Genomic DNA, 26,519 nt, shown 5'->3' with positions numbered 1-26,519 from the left:
CTGCCACCTCTCTTGATCATTGTGCTTATTTTCTTACAATGCTGACTGCAAGTCTTCGATCAAATCCTCCAGATCTTCAATCCCAACCGAAATCCGTACCAAGCCTTCCGTAATACCTAGCTCTGCACGGCGTTCTGCCGGAATGGAGGCGTGCGTCATACGTGCTGGAACGCTAATCAGACTTTCAACCGCTCCCAAGCTCTCAGCCAATGTAAAATACTTTACTTTTTTCAGGAGGGCAACCGCGTTAGCATCGCTACCTACATCAAAGGAAATGATGCCGCCAAAGCCTTCAGCTTGAGTTTTGGACAGCTCATGCTGTGCATGGCTTTCCAGCCCAGGGTAGTACACCTTACTAACCTTCGGATGCTTTTCCAAAAAGGCTGCAATTTCCTTTGCATTTTTCTCAATTGCTTCCATACGCAGCCCCAAGGTTTTGATACCACGGATCAATAACCATGAATCCTGCGGTCCGAGAATACCGCCAATGGCGTTTTGCAGAAAATGAAGCTGCTCGCCCAGCTCTTCACTGTTGACTACAGCCAGACCGGCTACAACATCGCTGTGTCCACCCAAATATTTGGTTGCGGAGTGTACGACGATATCAGCCCCGAGTGTAATTGGCGTCTGCCAGTAAGGGGTAGCAAATGTATTGTCCACAATCAACAAAAGCTCATGCTTTTTCACCAGTTCTGAAACTGCGCGGATATCAGTAACTTTCAATAGCGGGTTTGTTGGTGTTTCGACATACAATGCCTTCGTATTCGGACGGATTGCTTTAGAAATAGCCTCCAGATCAGTTGTATCCACAAATGTGGACTCAATCCCGATCCGACTAAGCACTTTGCTTACAATACGATAAGTGCCCCCGTATACATCATCGGTCAGCAAAATATGATCCCCTGCTTTAAACAAGGAAAACACTGCATGAATCGCTGCCATACCCGAACCGAAAGCAAAACCGCGTTTGCCCTCCTCCAGTTCCTTGATCAGCTCTTCCAGTGCAAACCGGGTCGGGTTGCCTGTACGCGAATACTCGTATCCCTTATGAACGCCGATTTCCTCTTGCTCATAAGTGCTTACCTGATAAATAGGAACGTTAACCGCGCCAGTATGAGGATCGATAGGGAGTCCACCGTGAATCAGTTTTGTTTTGCGTTTCATTTTATATCCCGCCTTCATATATTTTTTTGCTCAAATAACGTTCACTGCTATCTGGGAAAATGGTGACAATATGTGCACCATCCGGTGCGCTCTCTGCTTCCAGTAAAGCAGCATGGAGGGCAGAACCGGAGGAACTGCCCACGAGAATCCCTTCACGTTCGGCCAATTCCTTGACGCGGTTGAATGCGTCCACATCGCTAATGGTATGAATGGCATTAAAATAGCCTTTGTCCACAAACTCAGGGATCAATTCCATGCCGATTCCTTCTGTTTTATGAGGGCCTGACTCGCCTCCATTCAAAATGGACCCTTCAGGCTCCACAATGACAGTTTTAATGGCTGCATTTTGCTCCTTAAGATAACGCGAGGTTCCCATAAATGTGCCCCCTGAGCCTGCTCCTGCCACGAATACGTCGACTTTACCGTCCAGATCGTTCCAAATTTCAGGTCCCATTGTCGTATAATAAGCCTCTGGATTATCAGGATTGCTAAATTGCTGCGGCAAGTATGCATCTTTGATTTCAGCAGCCAATTGCTTTGTTTTTTCAATGGCTCCCTTCATTCCCTCACTTGTCGGGGTATGAACGATACGTGCTCCCAATGCTTTCATCAAGTCCTGCTTCTCTTGGCTGAACTTCTCAGGCACAGCAAAAATAACCGAGATATCATAATGAAGCGCGGCCATCGCAAGACCAATACCTGCATTGCCTGCTGTTGCTTCTATTAAAGTCCCGCCCGGCTTCAACTGGCCTGTCTTTAACGCTTTTTCAATTAGAGCCTTTCCCACCCGGTCTTTTACGCTGCCGCCGGGGTTCATAAACTCCAGCTTGGCGAACAGGCGAATTCCTCTGGGTAGAGAATAGCTGTTCAGCTCCACTAATGGCGTGCGCCCGATGAGTTCAAGGGTATTGCGATATACATTCATAATTTCAAGCTCCTTTTAATGGCGAATCCAAAATAAACCAATGGTCAAAAATTAGCGCCCATTGTCGGAGAAATTCGCTGTCTTCTCCAAAAACATAGTAATGCGGTAAGTATTGATGCAATAAGATTTTATGTGTATTTGAAGCTTTTGTCAAATGGACCAGTCACAACACCCACACCCTTGATATTCTACCTCGATATGATGGTAAATATCTCTCAAAATACCCACGTCTAACATAGGAGGATGTCATCTATGGGTAAGCAATGTTTAAAGATAGCTGCTGTATATTTTGCCCTCGGTGTGCTGTTCAGTCTAATCATTGGCGTGTCGGGTGATTATAGCCTGTCCCCTATTCAGTCTCATGTCCATTTGCTGGGTTGGACGACTCTTGGGATCATAGGTCTAATCTACGTGACCTTTCCTGCACTTTCAGTTACGATTCTGGCACGTATCCACTTTTGGATACATAACATCAGTCTGCCAGTGTTGATATTGGGGATTATAGGTAAAAATTACGCGATTGCAGAGGCTGGAGTGTGGGTCGTCATAGGGTGGGTGTTACTCGCGGCGGGTATTATGCTGTTTATGGTGAATGTGTGGGACAGACTGCGTTAGATCACATAAGTTTCTTCACTGGTCATAGGAAAAAGGAGCCTGGTCATTGCCAAGGCTCCTTGATATCCTCATTATAGATTGCAATATATAGCTAGCTGTGCTAGCAAAGTCCTTACTGTTAATTTACTGCTCCATCCTGTACATGTTCTTTACAGAAGTTTTCAACTGCTTGCAGCTCATCCTCTTCAAGTTCAAGCTCAATGTAACGATCCGTTGCTTTTTCAAACAATTCATACTTCAGCAGTCTTGTCTTTTCTTCGTCTACTAAATAAAGAGCACGGATATATATTCCGTTTTCAGTGTATAGCTCGTCGTCTTCCTCTACTTCTATCTCAATGATAAATTCATAACGCTGTCCACTCAAAATACCAAAAGCATCTTTAATTTGATCTACTGTATATGCTGTAAAATTCAACATGTTTTTATTCCCTCCGGATTTCCTTCAATTATGGTGCATTCTACGCCGGCAGGCAGTAGTTGTTCAACTTGTGTGCGTACTTCTGGACGATTCAAATCCTGACCCATGATCGAGATCCAGCCCTGATCATTACGCGAGCGGATTAGACGCCCTATGCCCTGTCTGAGTCTAAGTGCCATGTGAGGCATATCTATCTCAGTAAACGGATCTGCTGCATCCTTGCGCAGAGCCGTAAAAACCGGATCATTCGGAGGAAATGGCAGCGACCAGATGATGACATGTGACAGGGATGGTCCAGGGATGTCCAATCCTTCCCATAATGTAACAGCGCACAACACACTTTCCTCATCATTCTGAAAAGCGGAGATCAGATGGCTAATTTCAGCCGAGCCTTCATACAGAAAACGATAGGCAGATGCCTCTGGGTAAACAGCGAGACCCCTTTGGAAGGCAGTCAGTTCCTCCTGAGAAGGAAACAGAATAAGCGCTCTTCCCTGCGATTTCTCCAGCAGCGTCAGCGCTCTCTGGATTGGGTTATGTCCCGCTTGTAGCGGGTACAGTGCGGCTTGCATCTGATCGCTGTAGTCATAAGGTGAAGCGACGGAAAACGTTAGTGGGTTTTCAATACCGAGGCTCTGCGCCATATAGTCAAATGAACCCTCCACGGAAAGTGTAGCCGAAGAGAATACGATTGGAATATGCTGCGCAAATACTCGTTCTTTGAGAATCTCTTTTACCATCTTCGGCATAACCACAAGCGTTAATCCATCCTGATCCTCTGTCACCCACGAAATGAGAAGTTCAGGACGCTTAAACAAAGCCAAAGCAGTTTGAATCATTTCCAAATGTTCTTCTACAATTTTAACTTGATACTCATCCAAAGAGAATAACCCGCTTTCAAACACAAGCTCTTCCTCGATCGTACCGATCAGTTCACCAAAACGGGTCACCTCCCGAATCAACGATTCATTCAGGATAAATTCCTTGCGGCTAGACCCTTGTACTGGCTGACTGCTCTTATTGAGCGCAGCAAACAAAACCTCGCTTTGGGAGATTGCATCTTCGATCGTCATGGCCAGAGATTCCCGCACTTCTCCCTCTAGCAGTCGGGTAATAATAGACTCAAATTGAGTGTGCTTAAGCTTGTAAGTAAGCGCATTTTGTGCCGCTGTCTCCAGCAAATGTCCTTCATCAAAAACAACAGAACTGTGCTCCGGCAGCAATGGCAGCTGACCCTCGCGCTTTCGCGCTTCATAGGTCCATACATGCTCCATGTAAAAGTCGTGAGAGCAGATGACCAGATCTGCCGCTTTGCGGTAATGATCACGAGACAACGTCTGTCCGCAACGATGACGCTGATGACAGACGAGACAGTCTTGAAATACATCCCATCCAAGTCTGCTCCACTGTCCATCTGTTAGCTCAGGATACTCTTTCCGGTTCCCGTATGGAGTAAAGGACTGTAACGTATCTGGAAAATGGACAAAATCAGGCAGACCCTGATAAATATCGCGAAAAACATCCGCGTCCTCATCCAGTCCGCTTCTCACCTCATCCAGCTTGTTCAAGCAAATATATTGATCTGGCGATTTCCCTAATCGGGCATCAATTGTCAAGCTTAGATGCCGCGCCAGCTTGGCTATATCTCCTTCTGGCTTCACCAGTTGTTCAATCAATGATTCATCCGCACAGGCAATAATCGCCGGTTTTCTCATGTATCGGGCATATGCAATAGCGTACAGCAGGTATACCAGCGTTTTACCAGTGCCTACACCTGCTTCTGCAAAAATGGTCTTTTTTTCCTTATAGGCACGTTCTAGCTGGAATGCCATATAAATTTGTTCATCCCGAACCTCAAAGCCGACTTCAGGCAAAACTTCATAAAATACATCTGCAATCCAGTCACTTGCCTGCTCAATAAACGGCTTGGACGGATCAAAGGCAAAAGGGTAAGTAGTCAATCGGGCTGTGCCTCCAATTCGTTCATAATGTGCATCCTTTCATTATAACGCAAAACAAGCTAAAAAGAACATGTAAACTGTAAGAATAACTTACATTTTTTATTTTGTCACAATGGAATTTTTTCATGACATAATGAGAAAACAAAGAAACCAGCGAATGCTTTCAGGCACTGGCTGGTTCCTTGTTTACTTTTGCTTCATCAAATCTGGAATTTGTTCCAGCAATCGCTCTCTCGTAATGGCATCATCAAAATTCCACGAGCTGTCGAGCATATATACCCGTTTATTCTGAACGGCTGGAATCGTTTTTCACACTTCACTATTCATCAGGTTTCTGGTTGTTGCAATTGTTTCTTGACTCTGATCCGACAGAATAAAAAGTTCATCCCCGATAAATGAAGGAAGTACCCTTCCATCTTCCGCAACGTTAATTTCCTTAATTTATGATGTTAGAAGCTGCTGGAGGCAAGGATGATTGCTGCTCATGTCGCTGCAACTCTTTTTTATTTACAACTAAGGTTTTGGCACATAAATCGTGGACTCCTTGTTTTTTCGCAGTAAAAGCAACCACAATGTAAATAATATGAACAAGCATAAAAGAAATGACTTTAATCCAGTACCGTCCGGATGCGTGTAAGAATCCTAGACGGTTTCCTTTGCTGTTAACTACAACTAGAGAAAACACAAGCTTCCCCGGCGTAGCCTGTACTTTCGATGATTCCAAAAAACCACAATATAGCCATGGTAGCACAAGCCAAAGAATCAGCGGCATCCAAATAAAAAATTCTAGTATGAAACCCGTCTCCTCTATATCCAGAAGAACTGGAATTATGGAAAATGTCCCCCCAACTAAAAGGACTATGGCAAAGAGAATGATCAGATCAATCATAAACGCTGCCGTTCTTACCCAAAATCCTCCGTAAATCTTTCTTACACTATCACTTACTACTGTCATAATGATGTATAACTCCTTTTCATTCGTTAAAATCCATTTTATTCCTTTATCCAAGAAAATATCATACGGTCACCTCCCTAAATTGTCAATTTACGAATAAAAACTCATAAACAAGTGAAAAGACCTATTTCCATGCATTAAAATGAACATTCTTTTAGGATTTAAGCGCTTATACACCGTAATTTTACTCTGAGTGGGCACGAAATAAGCGCGCCACAGTCTCTTATCTACCTATATGTAGTACTTTGACATCGAATTAGAATCAGCCTTTTTCACGGATAAAAAAACAACGTATGTGTAAATGAGATTACACATACGCCGCCACACTATTTATTCTGTGGATTTGACAAGCAACAACTCAACTCGAATGAGCTTGTTCCCGACCATCTAACGCACTATGTTTTTTGCCTCCACACTAAACAAACCTTCCTCACCACGCAGCTTTGCCAATGCTTCGACAAAGAAGTAATCACCGTAGATAATGGGCACATTGATGTGTCTTTGCTCAGGATAATGTACGGTTCCGTTCATCAGCAATCCCTCATGTTCTTCGCCCCATGCCGTACATGTGTGATGCAAGCCCTTGAGGATGGATTCTGCAGCTTTGGTAAATTGCTCTGCACGTGCCGAATATTTTGCTAGTTCCAGCAAACCGCTAGCTGCAATGGCTGCAGCTGACGAATCCCATGCTTCGCGGTGCCCTTCTTCTGCTCTAAAGTCCCACACAGGCAGGCAAGCATCGCCCAGCTGGGACAGGAAAAAGTCAGCCGTGTTCTCGGCTACCTTTAAATAACGCGGATCGCGCGTGTACCCGTACGAAAGCGTAAAACCGTACAGCGCCCAAGACGTGCCGCGTGCCCAGGCGGAACCGGGAGCAAATCCCTGTCCGCCATGCTCGGCGACCTTTTTTCCAATCTCCGGATCGAACTCAATTACATGCGCGATGGAGCCGTCCGAACGAACGAACTCACGTGCCACGGTATCTGCATGCTGAACAGCGAGAGCAGCAAAGCGTGGATCTCCACCTTCCTCCGAGGCCCAATAGAGCAAGGGTAAATTCATCATACTGTCTATGATCGCAACACCCCGTGTATCTATATCCTTCGAGTGGAAGTTCCACGCACGAATAAAGCGGCCATTCACGTTAAAACGGGCAGCCAGCAAATTAGCAGCCAATAACCCCCGTCTTCTGGACTCTGCATCACCAGTCAACCGATGGGCGGCCACACCGCTGAGCAGCCAAATAAAACCGAGATCATGGTCTACAGCTTCGCTATTATAGAGTATTTTCTCCAATCGAGCCTCGCAGCGTTGTGCAATTTTGGCGGTCTCACTGTCAGGACGTGCCCGATGGGCCAGCCATAGCAACCCCGGATAAAAGCCTGCTGTCCACCACGCTTCCTCACAATTATCATAACGTCCACCCTCTGCAACATGTGGAAAGGCGTCCCCCAGTCTTGCCGCCAAGGCAAGCGTTTTATTCAATGCCAGCTCCCACGATTGTTCCAGCCATGCTTCTGATTTTGTCATTTCTTTTTCCTCTCCCTTTCCACAGGATTGAAGATAACTATGGCTCCCGACCTCATCTATTCAGGTAACCGAATGATAAAGGAAATGCGGCTGCCTCCACACTCCAGACGCGCTCCCTTAAGCAAACCATTTCGGCAGGCTACGGCAGTCAATTCTTCCGGCCATACCACGTTTGTTCCTTCCGTCGTGGGGATGACTTCAAGGCTTGCGCCTGCGTATTCGACTCGAATGCTTTCAGTTTCTTTCCCGGCTGTCATCACATGATGAATCACACTTCGTTCCCGACCGTCATACGCCATCAATGGAATAAGTGCCCCTACATTCTGAATATTGCCTTGAAGCTCATACGACACTTCAATTTTGCCAGGCACCTGACGATAATGCGTTCGGATTTCCCTCACTCCCGGGAATGGACCTTCCCACAGCAGAGTAAAGTCTGTCTCTCCATCAGATGCTGAACTGCGCTCCATCTGTACGTTTCCTCCGCCATCCTGCGGATCAATCCCTCCATCACGGTCGAACTCCAATGTGCCAGGGATTCCTTCTGACAAGCTGTGCCACTTTCCGTCTTCGGTTTGCCAGGCCGGTGTATAGCTCAGCGGGAAAATATCTCCCTCCGCGAAACCCGTAAAGCCGCGATCTGCGTGTCCTGCTGAGGATGGGCCGATCAGAGATGGCAACGCAGAACGTTGAATACGTACGATACCCGGAATATTGTACGGATCGTTGATTGAGGTTTGCACAAGCATTTGCTGCCCGTCTACAGCTGCAATGACGGTCTGAAACCAGCCATCCGTTGTCAATACCCGACTGCCGATCTCCGCCGGGATAGAGGTTGGAGGAATACGATCAATCTCCTTCCCATGTAGGAGCGTATGGGCCAGCACAGCTGCCGTCCACAGACTGTAGCAGGTATGATTCGAGTACACCTCAAAGCCATGGCGTGCCTCAGATGAATAATGGTTGCGGACGATATGCAGTTTGCCATCATCGGTCTGCCAACGGCCAATCGATTGCCAGCATAGATCTGCTGCCCGCCGAAATGCACCTGCAAGCCCATGCTCGCCTGCTGTATACGCCTGCTGCGCATGTGTTGTAAAAACAAAGGCCGCAGCCGCTTCGTTCCATTGGTGCTGCGCGCTTCTTCCACGCGGAGGAATTTCCCCATGCGGGGATAAAGTCAGCAATGAGCTGAGTGCTCCCCTGCGAAGGTAGTCACGCACTTCGAGAGCACAGCCGCCATTATATCCGTTCTCCAGCATCACACCTAGATGAAACCGTGTGACAATATCGTAGGCGAATGGGCTATTGGGCCGATCCAGCGGACCATCTTGGTACAGCCCCAAACTGGTAAAGCGAGGTAAGTGGTAGTTGCGGATATACGTCTCCATCCACTCAGAATCGGCTGCAATCCCTTCAGTGGCACGCAAAAACTCGCCGGAAATCATGATCGCATTCCAGTTGATCATCCGGTTTGGATTTTTCATTTTGCTCATCGTAAAAATGTAGGTCTGCTCAGGCTGAATCCTGCTCAATTGCTGTTTCCAAGCCGTGGCCTGCTCTGGCAGCAGATTTTTAAGGATACGATACGCCCCCATCATCATAATTGGAAAAAAGTCCGGGTGATGATCTGGTGCTTTTTCCTCGACTACACAGGCTATGCTATGCGTCAAGGCCGCAGCAGCAGACTCAAGTAAATCATGCTGGCCTTCTTTGATCAGCACAGCCGCAGCCAACGCATAGGATGGAGTGGAGTAATACCGTTCACTTTCAGAATGAGGGTCAATGATAGCTCCGTTTTCATCTTGATACAAGGCATATGCACGAACCAGCTTTTCCAGCACAGCCAGCTTACGTTCGTGAGTCCATCCATCATTTTCTCGATTTGGTGCGCTTTCCACCTGTTCTATAAATCTCTCCAGTTCCGTCTGCCAAGAGTACACGCTGCCTGTTTGAAGCTTATTCATTCTGTATGCCTCCCATTCAACATGAAGATTGATGTATGGTAAAAAACAGATTGCAATCGATACTTGCTGAACCATCCCAACGATTGGAGTCCAGTTGCAGAGATGTCTTATAAAATACAAAGGGCACTCCTTCATGATCTATATGCTTCACAGCCTCCAGCCGCTGTCTCAGCACGCCAGCATCATAAACTAGCCTAACCACTGCGTTCGTTCCCTTCCATTCCACGAAGCCTACTCCTGTATGAGGCTGAATACGGCTGATCAAAAGCTCCTCCACCTCCCACGGCTTCACGTTCATACCAGACGTCTCAAACTCAAAATGATCAGTGACAGTCAGCCTTGCTCCCTCGTTACCTTCCAGTACACTCCAGACAAAGGAGCGGGTGAAAACAGTCAACTCATCTACAGGATAAGCAGATGTCAAATCGAGCTTAAACCTTGTAAGCGTCTGTTCTCCCTCCATCTCATCCATAGCAGCATCGAGTACAACGGCTCTTGCCTTTGCTCCAGATTGCTGCGTGATCCCATTAATGATAGGCACGGAATGACCGCTGGAGGAAATATTGATAATCGACTCCCGTCCTGGTGAAAAGTAGGCTTTCGTGTACAAGCCTGCTCCCAGATCACAGAGTACATTTTCGCCACCGCCATGAAGGATGAAATGTCCAAGATCATTATGATTGTGCGGCTCGTTGTTATGCCCAGCCTTGGCTGAAAATGCAAGTACGGCACCTGGGTTATCCTGCTGTCCCCCGGATCCATGAGGACTAGAGCAGAGGCTGCGGCACATCAACCAGCCGAGTTGCGGCAAATAATCGATTACGGCTTCACCGCATCCATATACCAAGGGATTGGTCCAGACTAGGTTACGCAATACATGAGCCCAGCGGCGACATGGATCTTCCAACAAACCAGGTACGCGAAAGGGGAGTGTAGATGGGCGTCCTTGCAAAAAATTCACATGAGAGATGAGTCCAGAAGGCAACCGTTCAGTTTCACTACTATCTGAATAATTAGCGAAAATACCGTCTGACAGATGGACTCGTTCTGCAAAGGCTGCGATTTGTCTTACCTTTTCTGAGTTCAAAATATCCACAGCTCCCTCGGTAAACTCACGCAGCATATCGGCAAAATACATAAAATAACCAAACCCATACACCCAGTAACCTACGCCTTCAGGGCATCCCCCGTCCTCACTGTAGCCTGCCAAAAAGTAATCCAGCGCGCCCAGCATTTGCTCGATGGCTACCGCTCTGGAAAGGTCGTCTTTTGCCAGCAGCAATGCAGCAATTCCGCAACCGGAAGCGCATACTGCCGACCAGTTATGCTCTGCCGTTTCCCAATCAAAATGACGAGGCTGCCAAAAAACAGGTTCCAGTACACGACGCTCGACCTCTTTGTGCACCTGAACGACTACGTGACCAGCCAGTCGTTCTCCGAGCAGCAATACAATTTCAACCAGCATTTGCGCTGTTTCGGACGCGAATAAATCCACCTGCTGCCAAGGCGGTGTTACAGTGTCCTCTTCGTTGACATGTGCAGGAAGCGCCCAAGTGTACTCGGTGCATATGTCCAGCAGTCCGCTTTCCACCTCTTTCATCTTCTGATGCTCCGGATCGGCAACTGCTGCCAACACGATAGCAACCAGTCGTCCGCGCCGTTCAAAGTATACATCCTCATACGGCTTGCGCTCCCCTGTATTAGCAAATTGCCGGAACAGAGACAACGGTAGTTCAAGCCGTGGTGCTTCCCGAACATCATTACAGATACGTTCAATGTCCTTCCACAGCTCGGCGTATGCCGGTTCATCGACAGTTGCCCGCAACCTTTGGGTCCAATTGCTCCTTAACCGTTGTCTTGCCGAATTCTGCACTCCGCCAGCCAGCGCGTTGACGAGCCGCGAAGCAGGCCAAGCCTCCTTCAGAAGACTCATTCGCATTTCCTCCCCATGAGAAGCATTCGTTTCACCTTCTTTTTTGTTAACGCTTTCATTGTATCTAACAATCTGCCTAAATTCAAAGGGGGGGTAAAAATATAATTGGAAAAATATAAAAGAACCTCCACGCCACGTTGTCGTGGTCATGAAGGTTCTTATTTACGTTCTTGAGTTCCGTCCAGATTCGCTTTGGTCCATTTTTCTACGCTTTAGGCTTCTCTTGTTTCCAGTTTCTAATCCCGTCATCCTCTAGAATCCCCAATGCGGCATCTGAAATATTAGGATCACGCAGCAGAGCATCCTCGACTCTAAATTTAATATCATCAGCATCTGCCAGCGTCATGCCCGAAGTAAGCTCGATCACCCCTTCGACGTGATAGTAACGTCCCTCCTGCAAAATACGCATTTGAGAAATATCGGTCACATGTGTATCTGCCAAAATAATGGAAGCCACACGTTCTTCGATATCAGGAGGTGCAGATACACCAATCAAGCCCACCATGTTGTCATAACCGACCCGGAAAGCTACACCGACCATCAGACAGCCGATGAGAATACTCGAAATCCCGTCCAGCAGCTTAAAATCTGTCAGCGATGTGACAACTACAGCAAGCAGGGCAAGTACCCCGCCTGTCGTTGCTACCAAATCCTCATAGAACACCAAGCGGGTTGGTGGCGCAGCACGTCCCACATGACGAAAGGCAGAGGTAAAAATACCTAGCCCCTTCGCTTCCACTCTGGATTCATGCAGCACTTCTTTCATCGCTTTGCTCCATACAAATCCGTCAACCGCCAATGACAAAACCAGCACCACTACATTAATCCAAAATCCTTGTGCGGATTCGGCCGGATGTTGCAGCAAATGAACTCCTTCCAATACAGTTTCGTAGGCCATAATCGTTACGACAATAACGGCAACCATACAAAAAAGATTAATTACCCGTCCGAAGCCGGTAGGAAAACGTTTCGTAGGTTTTTTCTCTGCCAATACACTGCCCGCAAATACAAACATTTGGTTCACCGCATCCGCAATGGAATGCATCATCGTAGCAAACATAGAGCCGCTTCCTGTCAAGGCAAAAGCAATCCCCTTAATCAGGGCAATGCCAGTATTACCCAATGCCGCCGAGCCTGAAGATTTATTTCCTTTTTTGACCATACTCCAAAAGGAGTCCTCTCTCTGTTTCACTTCCATTTTGTAGCTCCTCCTGAGGTATACATAATCTGACATATCCACATTGTGTAATCGCTTGTTATGTATTATTTTTAACCCGTCCATATTCTACCTAACCAACTGAGGAGAATCAATACTCATGATAATATATTCCTTCGTAAAGATTCCCCATGACTCTCACGAAACGGAAGATCGTAGCAACGGATTCCTCAAAGCAAAAAGCCGTTGATCTAGCAGAACCGTTTCATTGCGGTGAACGGTCTGCCGTGTCAACGGCTGCAAAACTTGCTGACTTAACTTCGTTCATTCAGCCAAATGGCAAGCCACCCAGTGATCTGGACGAGCTTCACGATAGCGTGGAATCTCTTGAGAGCAGCGGTCGATTGCAAAGGGGCAGCGAGTATGAAACTTGCAGCCCGAAGGCGGATTCACCGGACTTGGAATATCCCCCTTTAGCAAAATACGTTCTCTTTTCAACTTCGGCACCGGAATAGGCACAGCCGACAGCAACGCCTTCGTATACGGATGCAGCGGATTGCCGAATAGCTCGTCACGAGAAGCTGTTTCGACCATAGAGCCTAGGTACATCACGCCAATACGGGAACATAAATGTTCAACTACACTTAAATCGTGAGAGATGAACAAATATGTCAGCCCCCGCTCGGCCTGCAATTTGGCAAAGAGGTTAATAATCTGTGCCTGGATGGACACATCCAGCGCTGACACCGGCTCATCGGCGATGATCAGATCCGGTTGAAGCGCCAACGCGCGGGCAATGCCGATCCGCTGACGTTGACCTCCTGAAAATTCATGGGGGAAACGGTCGATATGATATTCCGACAATCCGCACAGCTTGAGCACGTCCAGCACGATCTGCCGGACCTCCTCTTTGGTAGCTATACCGTGGTCGAGCAGCGCCTCACCAATGGCATCTCCGATTCGTACACGCGGATTCAGCGAGCTGTACGGGTCTTGAAAGATCAGCTGAATTTTGGGACGAAATTCCTGCATCCCTTTGGCTGACAAGCTGTGGAGATCCACCCCTTTGTATTTTACGGTACCATCTGTTTTATCCGTCAATCTAACAATCGTGCGGCCCACCGTGCTTTTACCGCTCCCCGATTCCCCCACCAGGCCAAAGGTTTCACCCTGACGGATCGTAAAGCTTATATCGTCTACTGCCCGCACATGTCCTGAAGTACGGTTCATAAACCCCGACTTCACCGGGAAGTACGTTTTTAAACGGTCTATTTCCAACAACGGCTCAGCCATGAACAACCGCCTCCTCATATAACCAGCAGGATGCTTTCTGCTGAGCTGAAACTTCTTTTAATGTAGGCTCCTTTACACGACAAATGTCCATGCAATGCCCACAGCGGTCATGAAAATAACAGGAAGTCGTCAGCTCCAGCGGATTAGGCACCTGTCCGGGGATGGAATACAGCTCCTTTTGACGCTGATTAAGCACCGGTTTGGACTTGAGCAAACCCTGCGTATAAGGATGCTTGGGTTGATTGAATAGCTGCACCACTTCGCCTTCCTCGACGATCTTGCCCGCATACATCACGATTACATAATCTGCCATCTCCGCAACAACACCCAAATCATGGGTGATCAGCATAAGCGACATATTGGACTGGGCTTTAAATTCACGCAGCATGTCGAGAATCTGTGCCTGAATTGTTACATCCAGTGCCGTGGTCGGCTCATCCGCAATAAGCAGCTTTGGACCGCAAGAAACAGCAATGGCAATCATAATGCGCTGCAGCATCCCTCCGCTCAGTTCATGGGGATAGCTTTTTAATATCTGCTCCGGTCGGGATATGCCGACCTGTTCAATCAACTCCAGTGCCCGCTTGCGAGCTTGCTTTCGGCCCATCTTTAAGTGCTCAATCAGTGGCTCCGACAGTTGTTCACCAATGGTCATAACCGGATTTAATGAAGACATCGGCTCCTGAAAAATCATGGAGATTTCATGTCCGCGAATCGTGCGCATCTCATTTCTACTAAGCTCTAGCAGATCGGTTTCCTCAAAACGGATACTTCCACCTGCCACTTTACCACCGGGACTCTGAATCAGCCCCATGATCGACATGGCGGTAATACTTTTGCCGCAGCCCGATTCACCCACAATGCATACCGTCTCCCCCGGCTTCACGCGAAAGCTGATATCATCCACCGCTTTGACCGTTCCTTCTTCTGTATAAAAATGAGTGCTTAAATGTTCAATAGAAAGTAAATTGTCCATGGTGCATGATCACCTACCTCTTATGTTTCGGGTCGAGTACATCCCGCAGCCCGTCACCAAAAATATTAATAGCGATGACTGTAGCAAAAATAGACAGGCCTGGCGGTATCCACAACCAAGGTCGTTGCTGAAAATCCAGCACATTGTTGGCGGCATCAATCATATTTCCCCAAGTTGGTGTCGTGGGCAGCACGCCAAGACCAAAGAAGCTGAGTACAGATTCACTCAGGATGGCTCCGCCAATGTTCAATGTAGCGATAACGATCAGCAATGGCAAAATATTCGGCAGCAGATGCTTAAAGAGCTTTCGGCGATTCGATAGTCCTAGCACCGTCGCGGCTTGCATAAATTCACGTTCCCGTAAACTAAGCATCTGACCTCTCACCATCCGTGCAATCCCCGGCCAGTTGACTAGACTCAGCATCAACATGACGATATACATCCGTTGATCAGGCGGAACCTTCCAGTCAGATAACAGCGCCCCCATAATAAATAGCAATGGTAAACTGGGTATCGTCAGCAGCAAATCGGCAATGCGCATAATGATTTGATCCGCAATTCCGCGAAAATAGGCGGATATAACCCCTAGCGTTGCTCCTAAAAAAACAGACAACACCATAGAAGCCAAACCCACAGTAAGAGAAATTTGACCTGCCTGCATCACACGTGTCAGTACATCCCGTCCCAGCTTGTCTGTTCCTAGCCAGTGATGGATATTCGGCGCCTTGTTCATTATTAATATGTTCGTTTTGTTATCGGAATAAGGAGAAAATAACGGACCGATAAAACAGAGCAAAAACATAAATACCACGACGAGCAGTCCAGCCATAGCAAGCTTGTTTCTGAACAGCTGCCGGAGCGCTTGCTGCCACATTGAAGATTTGACATTTATTCGCAGTCTGCCGTTGCTCTTGCTCAAATTACTGCTCACGGATGACATTCCTTAGCCCCCTTCTTACACTTTCACACGCGGGTCTGCGATGCGATACAAAATATCGGACAACAGCGTCCCGATCACGCTCAATATGGCAATCAGCATCGTGAAGCCCATAAGCAGCGGATAATCCCGAAGCGAAAAGGATAGCATATACAGCTGACCGATCCCGGGCCAGTTAAAAATCTTTTCGATAATCAGAGATCCGCCAAACAACGCAGGCAATTCAAAGCCAACGAGCGTAATGGCAGGCAATAATGCATTTCTCAATGCGTGTGTAAAAAGCACCTTTCTTTCCTTTAGACCCTTTGCACGAGCTGTACGGATATAATCTTGCTGGATCACGTCGATCATATTGCTGCGGAAGTAGCGGGTCAGCGAACCCAATCCCAGTAGTGTCATCACGATCACCGGCAAGGTCATGTGCTGGAGAACCTCCTTCACATACTCTATGCCTGTAGCGTTACTGCCCGTATTGAGCATCCCGCCCGGTGGCAGCCACTTCAGATCGACCGCCGCAATTTTGATCAGATACAGCCCTATAAAAAAAGAGGGTACAGACATCGCGGCAAAAATCACCACCATGACCAGCGTATCGAACCACGAATACTGCTTATATGCAGCAACCACACCAATAATGACTGCAATCAGCCAGGTCAGGAAGGTGGATACGATGGCCAACAAAAACGAGTTCCAGATATATTCATTAAATAAGGTCAGCACCGGTTTCTGTTGAGCGAGCGAATAGCCGAAATTACCATGCAGCGCATTGCCTAGCCAGTTTCCGTAGCGCTCAAGAATAGGCTTATTCAACCCGTAAATTTCCCTCAGCTCCGCCTTTCTCTCCGGCGACAGCTTCAGATTACCGCTAATGAAATCCCCCGGTGTCATGGCATACAGGAAAAAAATCATCATCGAAGCGGCCAACAAGATAATAATCATATACGTCAGTCTTTTCGTTAAAAACGAGCTCATGACAGACTCCTTTCAATTCATGGTCGGGCTACTCATTACGCGTTCTCCATTTGGCAGACCCCCCTTGATCCGAACCTGGCGTTCTTCACAAGGGGCCCGCAAAGATGGCTTATTTAAGGGACCATTTGAACAGATTACCAGACAAGCCAATGAATGGACTGACCTTTACATGTTCCATTCGACCATTGTAAGCATATACTGTCTTCTTGTAGTTGGTGAAAATAACAGGTAGTTCATCATTTAGCAGCACATATAGTTCCTTATATATTTTCTTGCGTTCTTCCATATTCGTCGTAGCCAAGCCTTTTTCATAGAGCTCTTTGAGCTTCGGATTGTTATATCCCTTGATTTCACCATTGACGAATGGCTCAATTCCATCCGAAGGGTCTGTCAGCATGGCTGTCGAGAAGGCCGCGAGATCATAATCTTTGCCTTCTACTTTAGCGACCATCGCATTAAAATCTGCGAAGATTTCCGGTTGCAGGTCAACACCAATCGCTTTATAATTCTCAGCCGCAAGTGCAATAAAGGTGTCTGTTTCCGGACGTTTGGAGGTCAGCAAGTGAATGGTCAACTTCTGGCCGTTTTTCTCACGGATGCCGTCACTGCCTTCTACCCAGCCTGCTTCATCCAGCAGCTTTTTTGCTTGCTCCGGGTCGTAGTTGTATGGATTGATCCCATCGGTCGTGTATGACCAGAATATAGGAGAAGCCGGAATGTTGGCGACCGCCCCTGCTCCCTGTGCTGCATCAACATAAATGCTTTTGCGATCCAATCCATAGGTCAATGCTTGACGAACCTTTTTATCCTTCAGCTTTTCATTTTCCAGATTGAGTTGCAAATATCCGTAGGTGCTCGGGGTATATGGAAGAATATTCAAAAAGCCAAGCCCTTTCAGCTTGTCGATATTTTCCTGCGTTGCGGTAAAGGAAGCAAAATCGGTATCACCTGTTTCGATGAATTGCCATGCATCACCTTCCGCTGTCTTATAAATGAAGTGTTTCGTTTTCGGCTTGCCTTTAAAAAAGTGATCATTCGCCTCCAGACGAACTTCTTGCCCGGGAATGAATTTTTCAAGCTTATATGCCCCATTCCCCAATGGGCTACCATGCAGATTTTTAAAATAATCCAGCTGTCCGAACTTATAATCCTTGCCGTAGTAAGCTTTGGACAGCACATATTCACCGAGAATGGTTAGAGCCAGCGCGTTCGGCTTTTCCAATGTTACTGAAATAGTCTGTGGATCGATTACCTTAATTCCATCAATTTGCTTTGCCTTGCCTTCCGTGTAGGCTCTACCGCCTTTAATGTTCAGCTTCCGAATTTGGCTGTCGCCAGGATAAGCTTTGTCATAGATCAACGTCCAGGTAAAAGCGACATCCTCTGCTGTCAAAGGCGAGCCATCGCTGAATTGGGTACCGGGAACCAAGTGAAACGTATACGTCAGATTATCCTTGGAAATATCCCAACTCTTCGCTAGATTGGGCAGTGGAAGCCCTTTTTCGTCTACGGTCACCAGCGGAGTCCATAACTGCGAAATGACGTTGCCGTCATAGCCGCTTTGATTAAAATACGGAGTGAATACCCCGGCCGGGTCAGTCAGGCCGACAATAATGGTGTCGTTTCTTTTTTTAGACACTTCCGGCAATTTGGACATATCAGAAGCCTTTACCAGACTTGTTAATGGCTGCGCTATAGCAGTTGTCTGTGTGTCCCCATTATTTTGGGCAGTAGTATTGTTGGTGCTATCCGATCCACCGTTAGAGCAAGCTGCCAGCAAGGTAGAGCTCGCCAGAAGCAGACTGCTAAGTAAAATAATACCTTTTTTCAACATAATCCCCCCGAGTTAAATTATTAAATTCCGATAGAACAAGTTGTGATTAAGAAGATAAACCTCATTATAGGAATTTATTGGGGTTCTGTAAAGGGAGAACTGCATTTTTTTATATAAAAAATCTGCTCATAAACATCGATCCGAATTCATGTACAAATATAAATAAAACCTCTCAATCCCTAATAGTAGATTGAGAGGCAGTCTCTTACTGATTACTATATATTTTTTACAGCATGGATATAATGAATCGTCTGCATAATCAAAAACGATCAAACTTCCCGATGATCTTGGCAAACAAATAATTCTATATTCGCTCCATGTAGCCAAGGATACTCCCATGCATCTCATCCACAGCTGCAAGCCGTGCACTGTAGCCGAGCAATGTTTCGCCATCAAAATGTGCATGAATGAAGCCAGCGGCACGGAGCTTAAATATATGATCGTGTGTGATTCCCTTGGATAGCTGGAGATGACGGACAATCTCAATAAAGGTTCGCGGAGACTGGCTTTGGTACAAATATTTTAATATCTTGAGCCTGCTCTTCTCTCCTAAACAACGAATCATTCGGTATTCTTGTGGTGATAAAAAGTCGTCCTCCTGAACGTATACACCTGCGGAATAATGACATAACAGAAGTGAGCCAAATTGATAAATAATATTCATCGGCTGAAAATGATATTGCGGTACCAGCAACACCTGCGTTAGTCCTGCGGATGGCTTGAATCGGAATCCATTAGTTATACGATCCACCCACTCCATAGAGTCATATACGTTCTTCTCCCGCTTTCTGCGTTCAGCTTCCAGTTTCAGGTCGCTGAGAATCCTTGTATCCATGTGACGAAAATACTCCTCGTTCCAGCCGGATAGCAGTTGTAAAGCAAGTTTACGGAGGTTCTCCATGTCGTCAGACAGCGGAATCCCATAGGCTGATACCTGTTGTTTTAATTCCGGTAAAGTCTGGCTTTCCAAGCGGTCTACGACCTCTTCAATGCCCCCCTGATCAGAAAGCATACAGACAAATCCATAAATAACCTTCCAATCTGTATTGATTTCCATGGACTCCAGTAACGCGGACAGACTTGGAGACAGCGTTCCACGCACTTGTTCCGCCCACCCGGATGATAAATCAGTTTTTTTGTAAGCCTTGCGGCAAATAAAAGTGTGTAAGCTGCTGAGCAGTTCAAACACCGGTCCGTATGCTACATGTACATCATAAGGAGCGTTCACGTCGTGACTCATCGCTTTCTGTCCTCTTTTCTTTCATATCTGATGTCAATTATACATACTATCGTACATCCATTCATTCTTAGTGATTCATTCATGCGAAAATGAAGGCACAATACTGATGCAAAGCCAAAGCCAGATCCGTTAGAGTCAAACTGTTTATCTATAAAACAAAAAAAGGGTATTCGGATTTTATGGTGGAGACAAAATCAAAACATTTGCCTTAAAAATCGGAGAATATGGTGGTATTTTTCTAAAGACTTGATTTGTAGCGATATCTTAGTACAATGGTTTTATGACTACTCAAAAAATAATAAATGACGAGCTCAGAGTCAAAATATTTAAGGCGTTAGCCGATGAAACAAGATTGGACATCATACGAGCTCTATACGCCAGCAAGAAGGAAATGAATTGTGGAGAAGTAGGACATATTCGCGATACTACGAAATCGAATACTTCGTATCACTTGCGTGCTTTAAAGGAGGCGAAATTGATCAAGGTACGAAAAGAAGCTCAAACGAAGTATATGAGCATCGATTTGGAGACATTTCAAACTTACTTACCTGGATTTCTGGATACGTTGTAGAAAGAAATTCTTTTTTTTATTCATTATTTCAATAATCTTTGAACTATAGAACTAACTAAAAAGGGTGATTAGAATGATCAAATTAACTGCTTTATTTTTCCTCATCATGTTTGTTATCGGTACGGATACGTTTTTGATTTCTCCGCTCATCCCCACTCTTCAGAGCTTGTTTCATATCCCGACTGAATATTCCGGTTGGATGGTGGGGTCTTATGCTTTAGGTTATGCCATTTTTGCACTGATTGCTGGACCGCTTTCCGATGGATGGGACCGCAAAAAAGTAATGCTTGCCGGCATGGTATGCTTCTCGGTTTCAACCATGTTATGCGGCTTTGCCACAGGTTTTTGGTCAATGTTCTTCTTCCGTTTTTTAGCCGGAGTCAGCGCAGCATTTACGGCGCCTCAAGTCTGGGCCTCAATCCCTGCTCTGTTTCCAACGTCAAAAATCGCCAAAGTATCAGGAATCGTCATGGCAGGCTTGGCTGCTTCCCAAGCGTTCGGCATCCCTATTGGAAGTCTGCTTGCCTCAACCCATTGGTATTATCCTTTTTTTACAATCGGTGCATGTGCATTATTGGTAGCAGTATTCATCTTCTATGCTTTGCCCGAAATGAAACCAAATCAAGGCCAAAAAACCAAGACTCCGGTTTTCAGTAGATACATCCCACTATTGAATAGCCGAATGGCGAGAAAGGCTTTCCTCGCTCATTTCTTATTTCAATGTGGATTCTTTGCTGCCTTTTCTTTCATTGGAAAATGGGTGACGGATCGCTTTCACCTTTCAATTGATCAAGCGGGATACGTAATGTTTTTTCTTGGTCTTGGGAATATAGTCGGGAGCTTCGGCGGTGCCTATGTGATCAAAACGTTAAACCGTTTCAATACGCTGGTTGTAGGCTTTCTTGTCTCTATCATATGTTTTATTGTTTCGCCTCTCTTGCCGTCGGTTGCGGCTTTCGAAAGTGTTTACTTTTTCATATTCGTTAACATGGGGATCGCTTTTCCCCTAATATTGGGAATGCTGAATTCATTAAATCCGACCATCCGCGGCACGATCTCCAGCTTGGCCAATTCAATCATGTACGCTGCGACAACGCTCGGTTCTTGGATCGCAGGCCTGATTTACGCGACTTTTAACGGTTTTTCCGCCGTAGGCATGTTTGCGGCAATATGCTTTGCCGGTTCGTTGTTATCCTTTATATTCAGCGGTATTTTGACCAGTCACGCAAAAACAAAAAAGGAACTTGCATCATAAATGCATAGAAGAAATTCATATGGATATTCTAAATCTTTCAAAATTCAACATCCTAAGTATTAGTGAGAATGAATTTGATTTTCTAATACAAGTGGTGACGAACTCTCCACCTTTGGCTTGCCCTCATTGTGGGTGCATAGCCAACCTCTACAAACACGATAGCAGGGAACAGATCTGCATGGACTTGCCTATTCACGGCAAGCGTGTAGGCCTTCTTATCAAGCGTCAGAGGTATCGCTGTAGAGACTGCAATCGAACCTTTTGGGAACACTTAAACCACACCATAGACGAAAAGCGAAACTGCACCAAACGATTATTGTCTTATATAGAGAAGCAAAGCCTTAAACGCACATTTGTCAGCATATCCGAGGATGTTGGATTGCATTAAAAAACGATACGTAACATCTTTCGTGATTACATTAATCGTCTTAAAGAAACGCTTCGATTTGAAACTCCTAATTGGCTTGGGATTGACGAAATACACATTATTAAGCCAAGATGCGTTTTAACCAACATTGAGGAACATACTTTGTTAGACGTTTTGCCCAATCGTAACAAGGAAACCGTTGTAGGCTACCTCTCACGCCTTCCAAATCGAGGACAAATACGATACGTCACAATGGATATGTGGCAGCCATATAAGGACGCCGTGAGGGCTATATTGCCAAAAGCTCTTATCATCGTCGATAAGTTTCACGTTGTCCGTATGGCAAACCAAGCGTTAGAAACCATTCGTAAGCAGCTCCGAGAAGGATTATCGCCAAGAGAGCGCCGCGGGCTGATGCACGACCGTTTTATCCTCCTAAAACGCCGTATAGAGCTTACAGAGATGGATAAGATTACGCTTGACCTTTGGACAAAAAATCATCCTTCTCTCGGCACTGCTTATGACTTAAAGGAATCATATTTCGATATTTGGGAATGTGATAGCAGACAGACGGCATTCCTTAAATACAACGAATGGAAAGTTAAAATACCAACTGAACTGCAATCCGCTTTTGAACCACTTACAAAGGCTATGAAGAACTGGGAACTGGAAGTATTCGCCTACTTCGACCATCGCATTACAAACGCTTATACGGAATCTCTAAACAGCCTTGTTCGAGTCATTAATCGTTTAGGCAGGGGATACTCTTTTGAAGCCCTACGAGCCAAGATACTCTTTACAGAGGGACTTAAAAAGCAACGTAAGCCTAAGTACCAGAGGCGGTTTGATAGCTACGATCTACAGGAGGAAAACTTCCCGATGCTTGATATGCCACCTGTTGGAGTTGTTCGTGAGCCAGAAGAAATAATCTTGCTGGGAATCGATTTTTCCACCTTGATAGAGAAATTGGAGAAGGATCAGCTATAAGCCCTTCTCCACCATAAAATCCGAATATCCTAAAAAAGGTTATCTCCCACCAAGAATCGCAGGAGACAACCTTTGAATACCTATATTTCTATTCTACGTATCTTTTATCGGGTAGGAAAACGAGAGGTGGCCTTCTTGACCTGGCTCCAGGTATAACGCAACATCCAGGTATCCCACTCTGTTATTTTAGGAGAATTTCCAGTCCACATAATCGTAGGCATAGGGAACCCGCCAGGTGGACGCTCGTGCTCTTCGTAGAAATCAGGCAAGCCAAATCCATGCCCCATCTCATGCTCTGTAATCTGTACTTCATCCGAATTCAAGGTGTTCAGGATATAATCATCAGCCATACGTTGTCCCCAGTCACCGCCGGCTCCACCCTGAAAATTAGATGTTCCCCATAAGTACATATCAAACCGCTTGTCCAGTCCACCCGGATAAGTATAGTTAGGGTCCATAAAATGTTCAAATCTCGATAGTGCATTAGGAGCAACCGGAAGTTTAGCAGGAATATTGGGGTCTGTTTTACTTAAGTCATCGGTAATCGTATCTGTGTAAACGATTTCATTAGATTGTTTATTAAGAATCTGCGACGGATTTGCAACGGCCCAACCAACTATTTTTACAGTAATATGATCATACGGCCAGCCATCATATCCTTTTAACTGCTTATTCCAGTTATTTATTTGGCGACTTAGCATGGAAGCCATATCTTTACGCTGCTGAAGAGTGATATTTTTAGAGGATTGCCAGCGAACTACATAATTGAGTGTTCCTTTGCCTGCATAAATTTGATCAAAAATCAAGTTTTTACGGTTGGTTGAGCCTTCTTTGACCATCCTATTCTTCCAAACCCATTCTACCGAAGGCTTAAATTTAGCAGGTAGTTCAGCGGCAGCCAAGCTATTACTCATTGTTTCTGTATTTGAAGTGCTTTCCAAATCTGAGGCTGCTAAACCGACATTAGCCCCGCCAACCCATAAAGAAACAGCCATAACCAATGAAAAAGAAGCCATGATCATTCCTTTTTTCTTCGGCATTTTTTCAACCTCCATACCTGTTATTTTTACGAGCACATTTAAAATGACAACGTTTGTTCTCTCACCTACACCCACTCTCAATTTTGAATTAAATAACAATTTTATATTATCTTTGGAATAATATACCACCAAACAAAAAGAGCCCCTCTTAATAGAGAGGGGATCAGCTCCATAGAGTAGGATCGGGTTCCTACTCTATGGATTTCAATGCCAATTCAGCCAGTGAAGCCAGCAGCTTCGCTGTTCCCGGCAGTGCGCGTTCGTCCAAATCAAAGGAAGGATGATGCCATTCCTGGCTTCCCGCAGTGCCGATAAAGACAAACACACCGGGGATGTTCTTCTGATAAAGCCCAAAGTCCTCGCTTGCCGAGGAAGGTATGGGGCGAACGACCTCCAGACCGACTGCTTCGGCCGCCTGCTCCGCGATCACAGCCAACTTTCTGTCGTTCAGCACAGGTGGCGGACCCTCAATCCAGCGGATGTTCGCTTTCGTACCAAAAGCATCAGCTACGCCCTTGACGATCTGCTCGAAGCGTTCAGCCACCTGAGCTCGAACATTCTCATCAAAGGTGCGGATTGTTCCATCCAAATGAGCGCAGTCTGGAATGATGTTCCAGGCATTGCCGCTGTGCAGCTTCGTGACACTGATGACCGCGCTATCGAGCGGATTAACGCTCCGACTCACAATGGATTGCAGCGCCGTAATGATATGTGACGATACCACGATGGGGTCAATCCCTGCATGCGGCACTGCCGCATGTGTGCTCAGGCCCTCCACCTCGATGTAAAATCCGTCTGCCGCTGCCATTAGCGGACCTTCTTTGATGCCGACCGTGCCTACGGGCAAATCTGGCTTGTTATGCAGGCCGAAAATGGCCTGTACCCCTGTCAGCGCACCGCTTTCCAGCACTTGGGCAGCGCCTTTGGCCTTCTCTTCGGCTGGCTGAAACACCAGTCGAACCGTCCCCTTCAGCTTCTGCTCCCACTGCTTCAGCAATACGGCTGCACCTAACAGGGATGCCGTATGAAAATCATGCCCGCAGGCATGCATCTTGCCAGGATATATCGAAGCATAAGGCAATCCCGTCTCCTCCTGGATGGGCAGTGCATCAATGTCTGCACGAAGCGCGACAGTTGGACCGTCCTGCTGTCCGCCGATTTCCGCTACCAATCCGGTACGCAGCGGCACATCCAGAATAGTTATATTCTGTTCTTCGAGCAGGCGGCGAATATAGGCGGTAGTTTCAACCTCCTCGTTAGACAGCTCGGGATAACGGTGCAGATGACGGCGAATTTCTACCAACTTCTGCTCCAAAACCTGCTCCTTCGTCCCGGTTGATCCACTCATCCCTACTCCTCCTTCGTGAATCCATATTGGTTACAACTTTCTTATGTCAATAGTTTCTAGGACTGCACAGGCAACCCGGCAAAAGCTTCATGCAACAACTCGAATGAGCGCACACGCTTGTCGATATCCCGTATGCCTGTCGTTACAATCAGCTCATCTGCTTGATACTTCGCTTGAATTTCCGTCAGCACAGCATAGATTTCATCTTTATTTCCTTTGTTAATTTGTGCTTGTGTAACTTCAATTGTATATTCTTCACCCGATTGCTTACCGAATTCCTCTGCACTTTCCAGCGCACCCACCGTAGCCGTTTTGCCACTGGCCAGGTGAATCTTGTACAGCTTCTGCTCACCTGCCAACTCCGCTGCTTCTTCGGAAGTGTTTGCCACAATAACCGATAGCGCAAAAAGTGCCTTCGGCTCACGTCCATAACTGTAATCGAAAGACTCCCGATACGTACGGAATGAATCCAGTGCAACCTGCTCACTACTATTAATAAATTGCGAAAAAACATAGGGTAACCCCAAACGTGCAGCAATTCCAGCACTGTCTGTACTTGTACCCAAAACATAAATCTCTGCTGGTATTTCCGGAATCGGATTCGCCTGTAATCCGGCCAGCGGTCCTTCTTCAGGCGGGATATTATGAATATAGCGACTTACTTCATCAATTTTCTCTTCGAGAGAAGGTGCATCATGCACGTTGCGTTGTAACGCCTGTGTGGATTTCGGCAACCCGCCTGGCGCACGTCCGATGCCCAAATCTACACGACCCGGTGCAAGAGAGGCTAGCACATTAAAGTTTTCAGCCACTTTATATGGGCTGTAATGCTGAAGCATCACCCCACCAGACCCGATTGTAATACGCTCGGTGCGTGCCAACAGATGGGAAATGAGTACCTCTGGCGATGAGCCTGCAACCTGCTCGGAATCATGATGCTCTGATACCCAAAAGCGCGTGAATCCCAATTCTTCTACACGCTGCGCCAGCTTAATCGTGTTACGAAGGGCCTGTGCCGCCGTTTCACCCTCGTGTATAGGGCTTTGATCCAATACTCCGATTTTAATGCTCATGT

21 protein-coding genes and 1 pseudogene are annotated in these 26,519 nt (G+C 46.4%); 4 read left to right on the top strand and 18 right to left on the bottom strand.

What is annotated here, in order from left to right; translation table 11 throughout:
- Window positions 1–33 precede the first annotated feature (33 nt).
- Together KSP24_RS12355 and KSP24_RS12350 are read right to left on the bottom strand one after the other, a co-directional pair.
- On the bottom strand, window positions 34–1,164 hold the full coding sequence (locus KSP24_RS12355) for a bifunctional cystathionine gamma-lyase/homocysteine desulfhydrase (RefSeq protein ID WP_216975232.1): 1,131 nt from the start codon (window positions 1,162–1,164) through the stop codon (window positions 34–36).
- Between the two features lies 1 nt (window position 1,165).
- A complete protein-coding gene (locus KSP24_RS12350) occupies window positions 1,166–2,089 on the bottom strand; it encodes a PLP-dependent cysteine synthase family protein (protein WP_013370925.1) in 924 nt (307 codons plus the stop codon).
- Window positions 2,090–2,341: 252 nt separating this feature from the next.
- Between KSP24_RS12350 and KSP24_RS12345 the strand changes: the two genes are divergently transcribed.
- Window positions 2,342–2,704 (top strand): hypothetical protein, encoded by a 363-nt coding sequence (locus KSP24_RS12345; protein ID WP_025679123.1) that lies wholly within the window; start codon window positions 2,342–2,344, stop codon window positions 2,702–2,704.
- Between the two features lie 118 nt (window positions 2,705–2,822).
- On the opposite strand, the gene KSP24_RS12340 is transcribed toward KSP24_RS12345, so the two are convergent.
- The 13 genes from KSP24_RS12340 to KSP24_RS12280 form a co-directional block, all read right to left on the bottom strand.
- Window positions 2,823–3,122, bottom strand: coding sequence for a DUF6509 family protein (locus KSP24_RS12340; RefSeq protein WP_090735253.1), 300 nt, complete (start codon window positions 3,120–3,122; stop codon window positions 2,823–2,825).
- Window positions 3,116–5,083, bottom strand: coding sequence for an ATP-dependent DNA helicase (locus tag KSP24_RS12335; protein WP_064963246.1), 1,968 nt, complete (start codon window positions 5,081–5,083; stop codon window positions 3,116–3,118). Before KSP24_RS12335 ends, KSP24_RS12340 begins: the two co-directional genes overlap by 7 nt.
- 436 nt (window positions 5,084–5,519) lie before the next feature.
- Window positions 5,520–6,038, bottom strand: a complete 519-nt coding sequence (locus tag KSP24_RS12330) for an RDD family protein (protein WP_040103737.1) — start codon at window positions 6,036–6,038, stop codon at window positions 5,520–5,522.
- Window positions 6,039–6,425: 387 nt separating this feature from the next.
- Window positions 6,426–7,568, bottom strand: a complete 1,143-nt coding sequence (locus KSP24_RS12325) for a glycoside hydrolase family 88 protein (protein WP_216975231.1) — start codon at window positions 7,566–7,568, stop codon at window positions 6,426–6,428.
- Between the two features lie 56 nt (window positions 7,569–7,624).
- Window positions 7,625–9,535, bottom strand: a complete 1,911-nt coding sequence (locus KSP24_RS12320; RefSeq protein WP_216975230.1) for a glycosyl hydrolase — start codon at window positions 9,533–9,535, stop codon at window positions 7,625–7,627.
- Window positions 9,536–9,551: 16 nt separating this feature from the next.
- Window positions 9,552–11,468 carry a heparinase II/III family protein gene (locus KSP24_RS12315; protein WP_216975229.1) on the bottom strand — a complete coding sequence of 639 codons (1,917 nt, stop codon included), beginning with the start codon at window positions 11,466–11,468 and terminating at the stop codon, window positions 9,552–9,554.
- Window positions 11,469–11,673: 205 nt separating this feature from the next.
- Complete coding sequence (locus KSP24_RS12310) at window positions 11,674–12,666, bottom strand: cation diffusion facilitator family transporter (protein WP_216975228.1); 993 nt, start codon at window positions 12,664–12,666, stop codon at window positions 11,674–11,676.
- A 282-nt stretch (window positions 12,667–12,948) separates the two neighbouring features.
- Window positions 12,949–13,917: an ABC transporter ATP-binding protein gene (locus KSP24_RS12305; protein WP_013370914.1), complete on the bottom strand. Its 969-nt coding sequence runs from the start codon at window positions 13,915–13,917 to the stop codon at window positions 12,949–12,951.
- Window positions 13,910–14,893 carry an ABC transporter ATP-binding protein gene (locus tag KSP24_RS12300; RefSeq protein WP_216975227.1) on the bottom strand — a complete coding sequence of 328 codons (984 nt, stop codon included), beginning with the start codon at window positions 14,891–14,893 and terminating at the stop codon, window positions 13,910–13,912. Before KSP24_RS12300 ends, KSP24_RS12305 begins: the two co-directional genes overlap by 8 nt.
- 13 nt (window positions 14,894–14,906) lie before the next feature.
- The gene (gene opp4C, locus KSP24_RS12295) at window positions 14,907–15,833 is read right to left on the bottom strand and encodes an oligopeptide ABC transporter permease (RefSeq protein WP_017428379.1); all 927 of its coding nucleotides are present in this window, start codon (window positions 15,831–15,833) and stop codon (window positions 14,907–14,909) included.
- A gap of 15 nt (window positions 15,834–15,848) precedes the next feature.
- Entirely contained in the window at window positions 15,849–16,802 is a 954-nt protein-coding gene (locus KSP24_RS12290) for an ABC transporter permease (RefSeq protein ID WP_017428378.1), read from the bottom strand.
- Window positions 16,803–16,911: 109 nt separating this feature from the next.
- The gene (locus tag KSP24_RS12285) at window positions 16,912–18,636 is read right to left on the bottom strand and encodes an ABC transporter substrate-binding protein (protein WP_216975226.1); all 1,725 of its coding nucleotides are present in this window, start codon (window positions 18,634–18,636) and stop codon (window positions 16,912–16,914) included.
- A 304-nt stretch (window positions 18,637–18,940) separates the two neighbouring features.
- Entirely contained in the window at window positions 18,941–19,876 is a 936-nt protein-coding gene (locus tag KSP24_RS12280; protein WP_216975225.1) for an ArsR family transcriptional regulator, read from the bottom strand.
- A gap of 280 nt (window positions 19,877–20,156) precedes the next feature.
- On the opposite strand from KSP24_RS12280, the gene KSP24_RS12275 reads away from it, so the two are divergent.
- From KSP24_RS12275 to KSP24_RS12265, 3 genes and pseudogenes are all read left to right on the top strand, one after another.
- Window positions 20,157–20,447, top strand: a complete 291-nt coding sequence (locus KSP24_RS12275; protein ID WP_058710457.1) for an ArsR/SmtB family transcription factor — start codon at window positions 20,157–20,159, stop codon at window positions 20,445–20,447.
- A 73-nt stretch (window positions 20,448–20,520) separates the two neighbouring features.
- Window positions 20,521–21,702 (top strand): MFS transporter, encoded by a 1,182-nt coding sequence (locus KSP24_RS12270; RefSeq protein WP_216975224.1) that lies wholly within the window; start codon window positions 20,521–20,523, stop codon window positions 21,700–21,702.
- Window positions 21,703–21,721: 19 nt separating this feature from the next.
- Window positions 21,722–23,056: pseudogene (locus tag KSP24_RS12265) on the top strand (ISL3 family transposase).
- Window positions 23,057–23,160: 104 nt separating this feature from the next.
- On the opposite strand, the gene KSP24_RS12260 reads toward KSP24_RS12265, so the two are convergent.
- The 3 genes from KSP24_RS12260 to KSP24_RS12250 form a co-directional block, all read right to left on the bottom strand.
- Window positions 23,161–24,096 carry a dockerin gene (locus KSP24_RS12260; RefSeq protein WP_216975248.1) on the bottom strand — a complete coding sequence of 312 codons (936 nt, stop codon included), beginning with the start codon at window positions 24,094–24,096 and terminating at the stop codon, window positions 23,161–23,163.
- 190 nt (window positions 24,097–24,286) lie between these two features.
- Window positions 24,287–25,444 (bottom strand): amidohydrolase, encoded by a 1,158-nt coding sequence (locus tag KSP24_RS12255; RefSeq protein ID WP_216975223.1) that lies wholly within the window; start codon window positions 25,442–25,444, stop codon window positions 24,287–24,289.
- A gap of 56 nt (window positions 25,445–25,500) precedes the next feature.
- Complete coding sequence (locus KSP24_RS12250) at window positions 25,501–26,517, bottom strand: LLM class flavin-dependent oxidoreductase (RefSeq protein WP_216975222.1); 1,017 nt, start codon at window positions 26,515–26,517, stop codon at window positions 25,501–25,503.
- Window positions 26,518–26,519: the final 2 nt, after the last annotated feature.

Source organism: Paenibacillus sp. AK121 (genome assembly GCF_019042715.1).
Taxonomy (GTDB): Bacteria; Bacillota; Bacilli; order Paenibacillales; family Paenibacillaceae; genus Paenibacillus; species Paenibacillus polymyxa_C.
The sequence above is the reverse complement of the archived record's forward strand: the minus strand, read 5'-3'. Positions and strand labels throughout refer to the sequence as shown.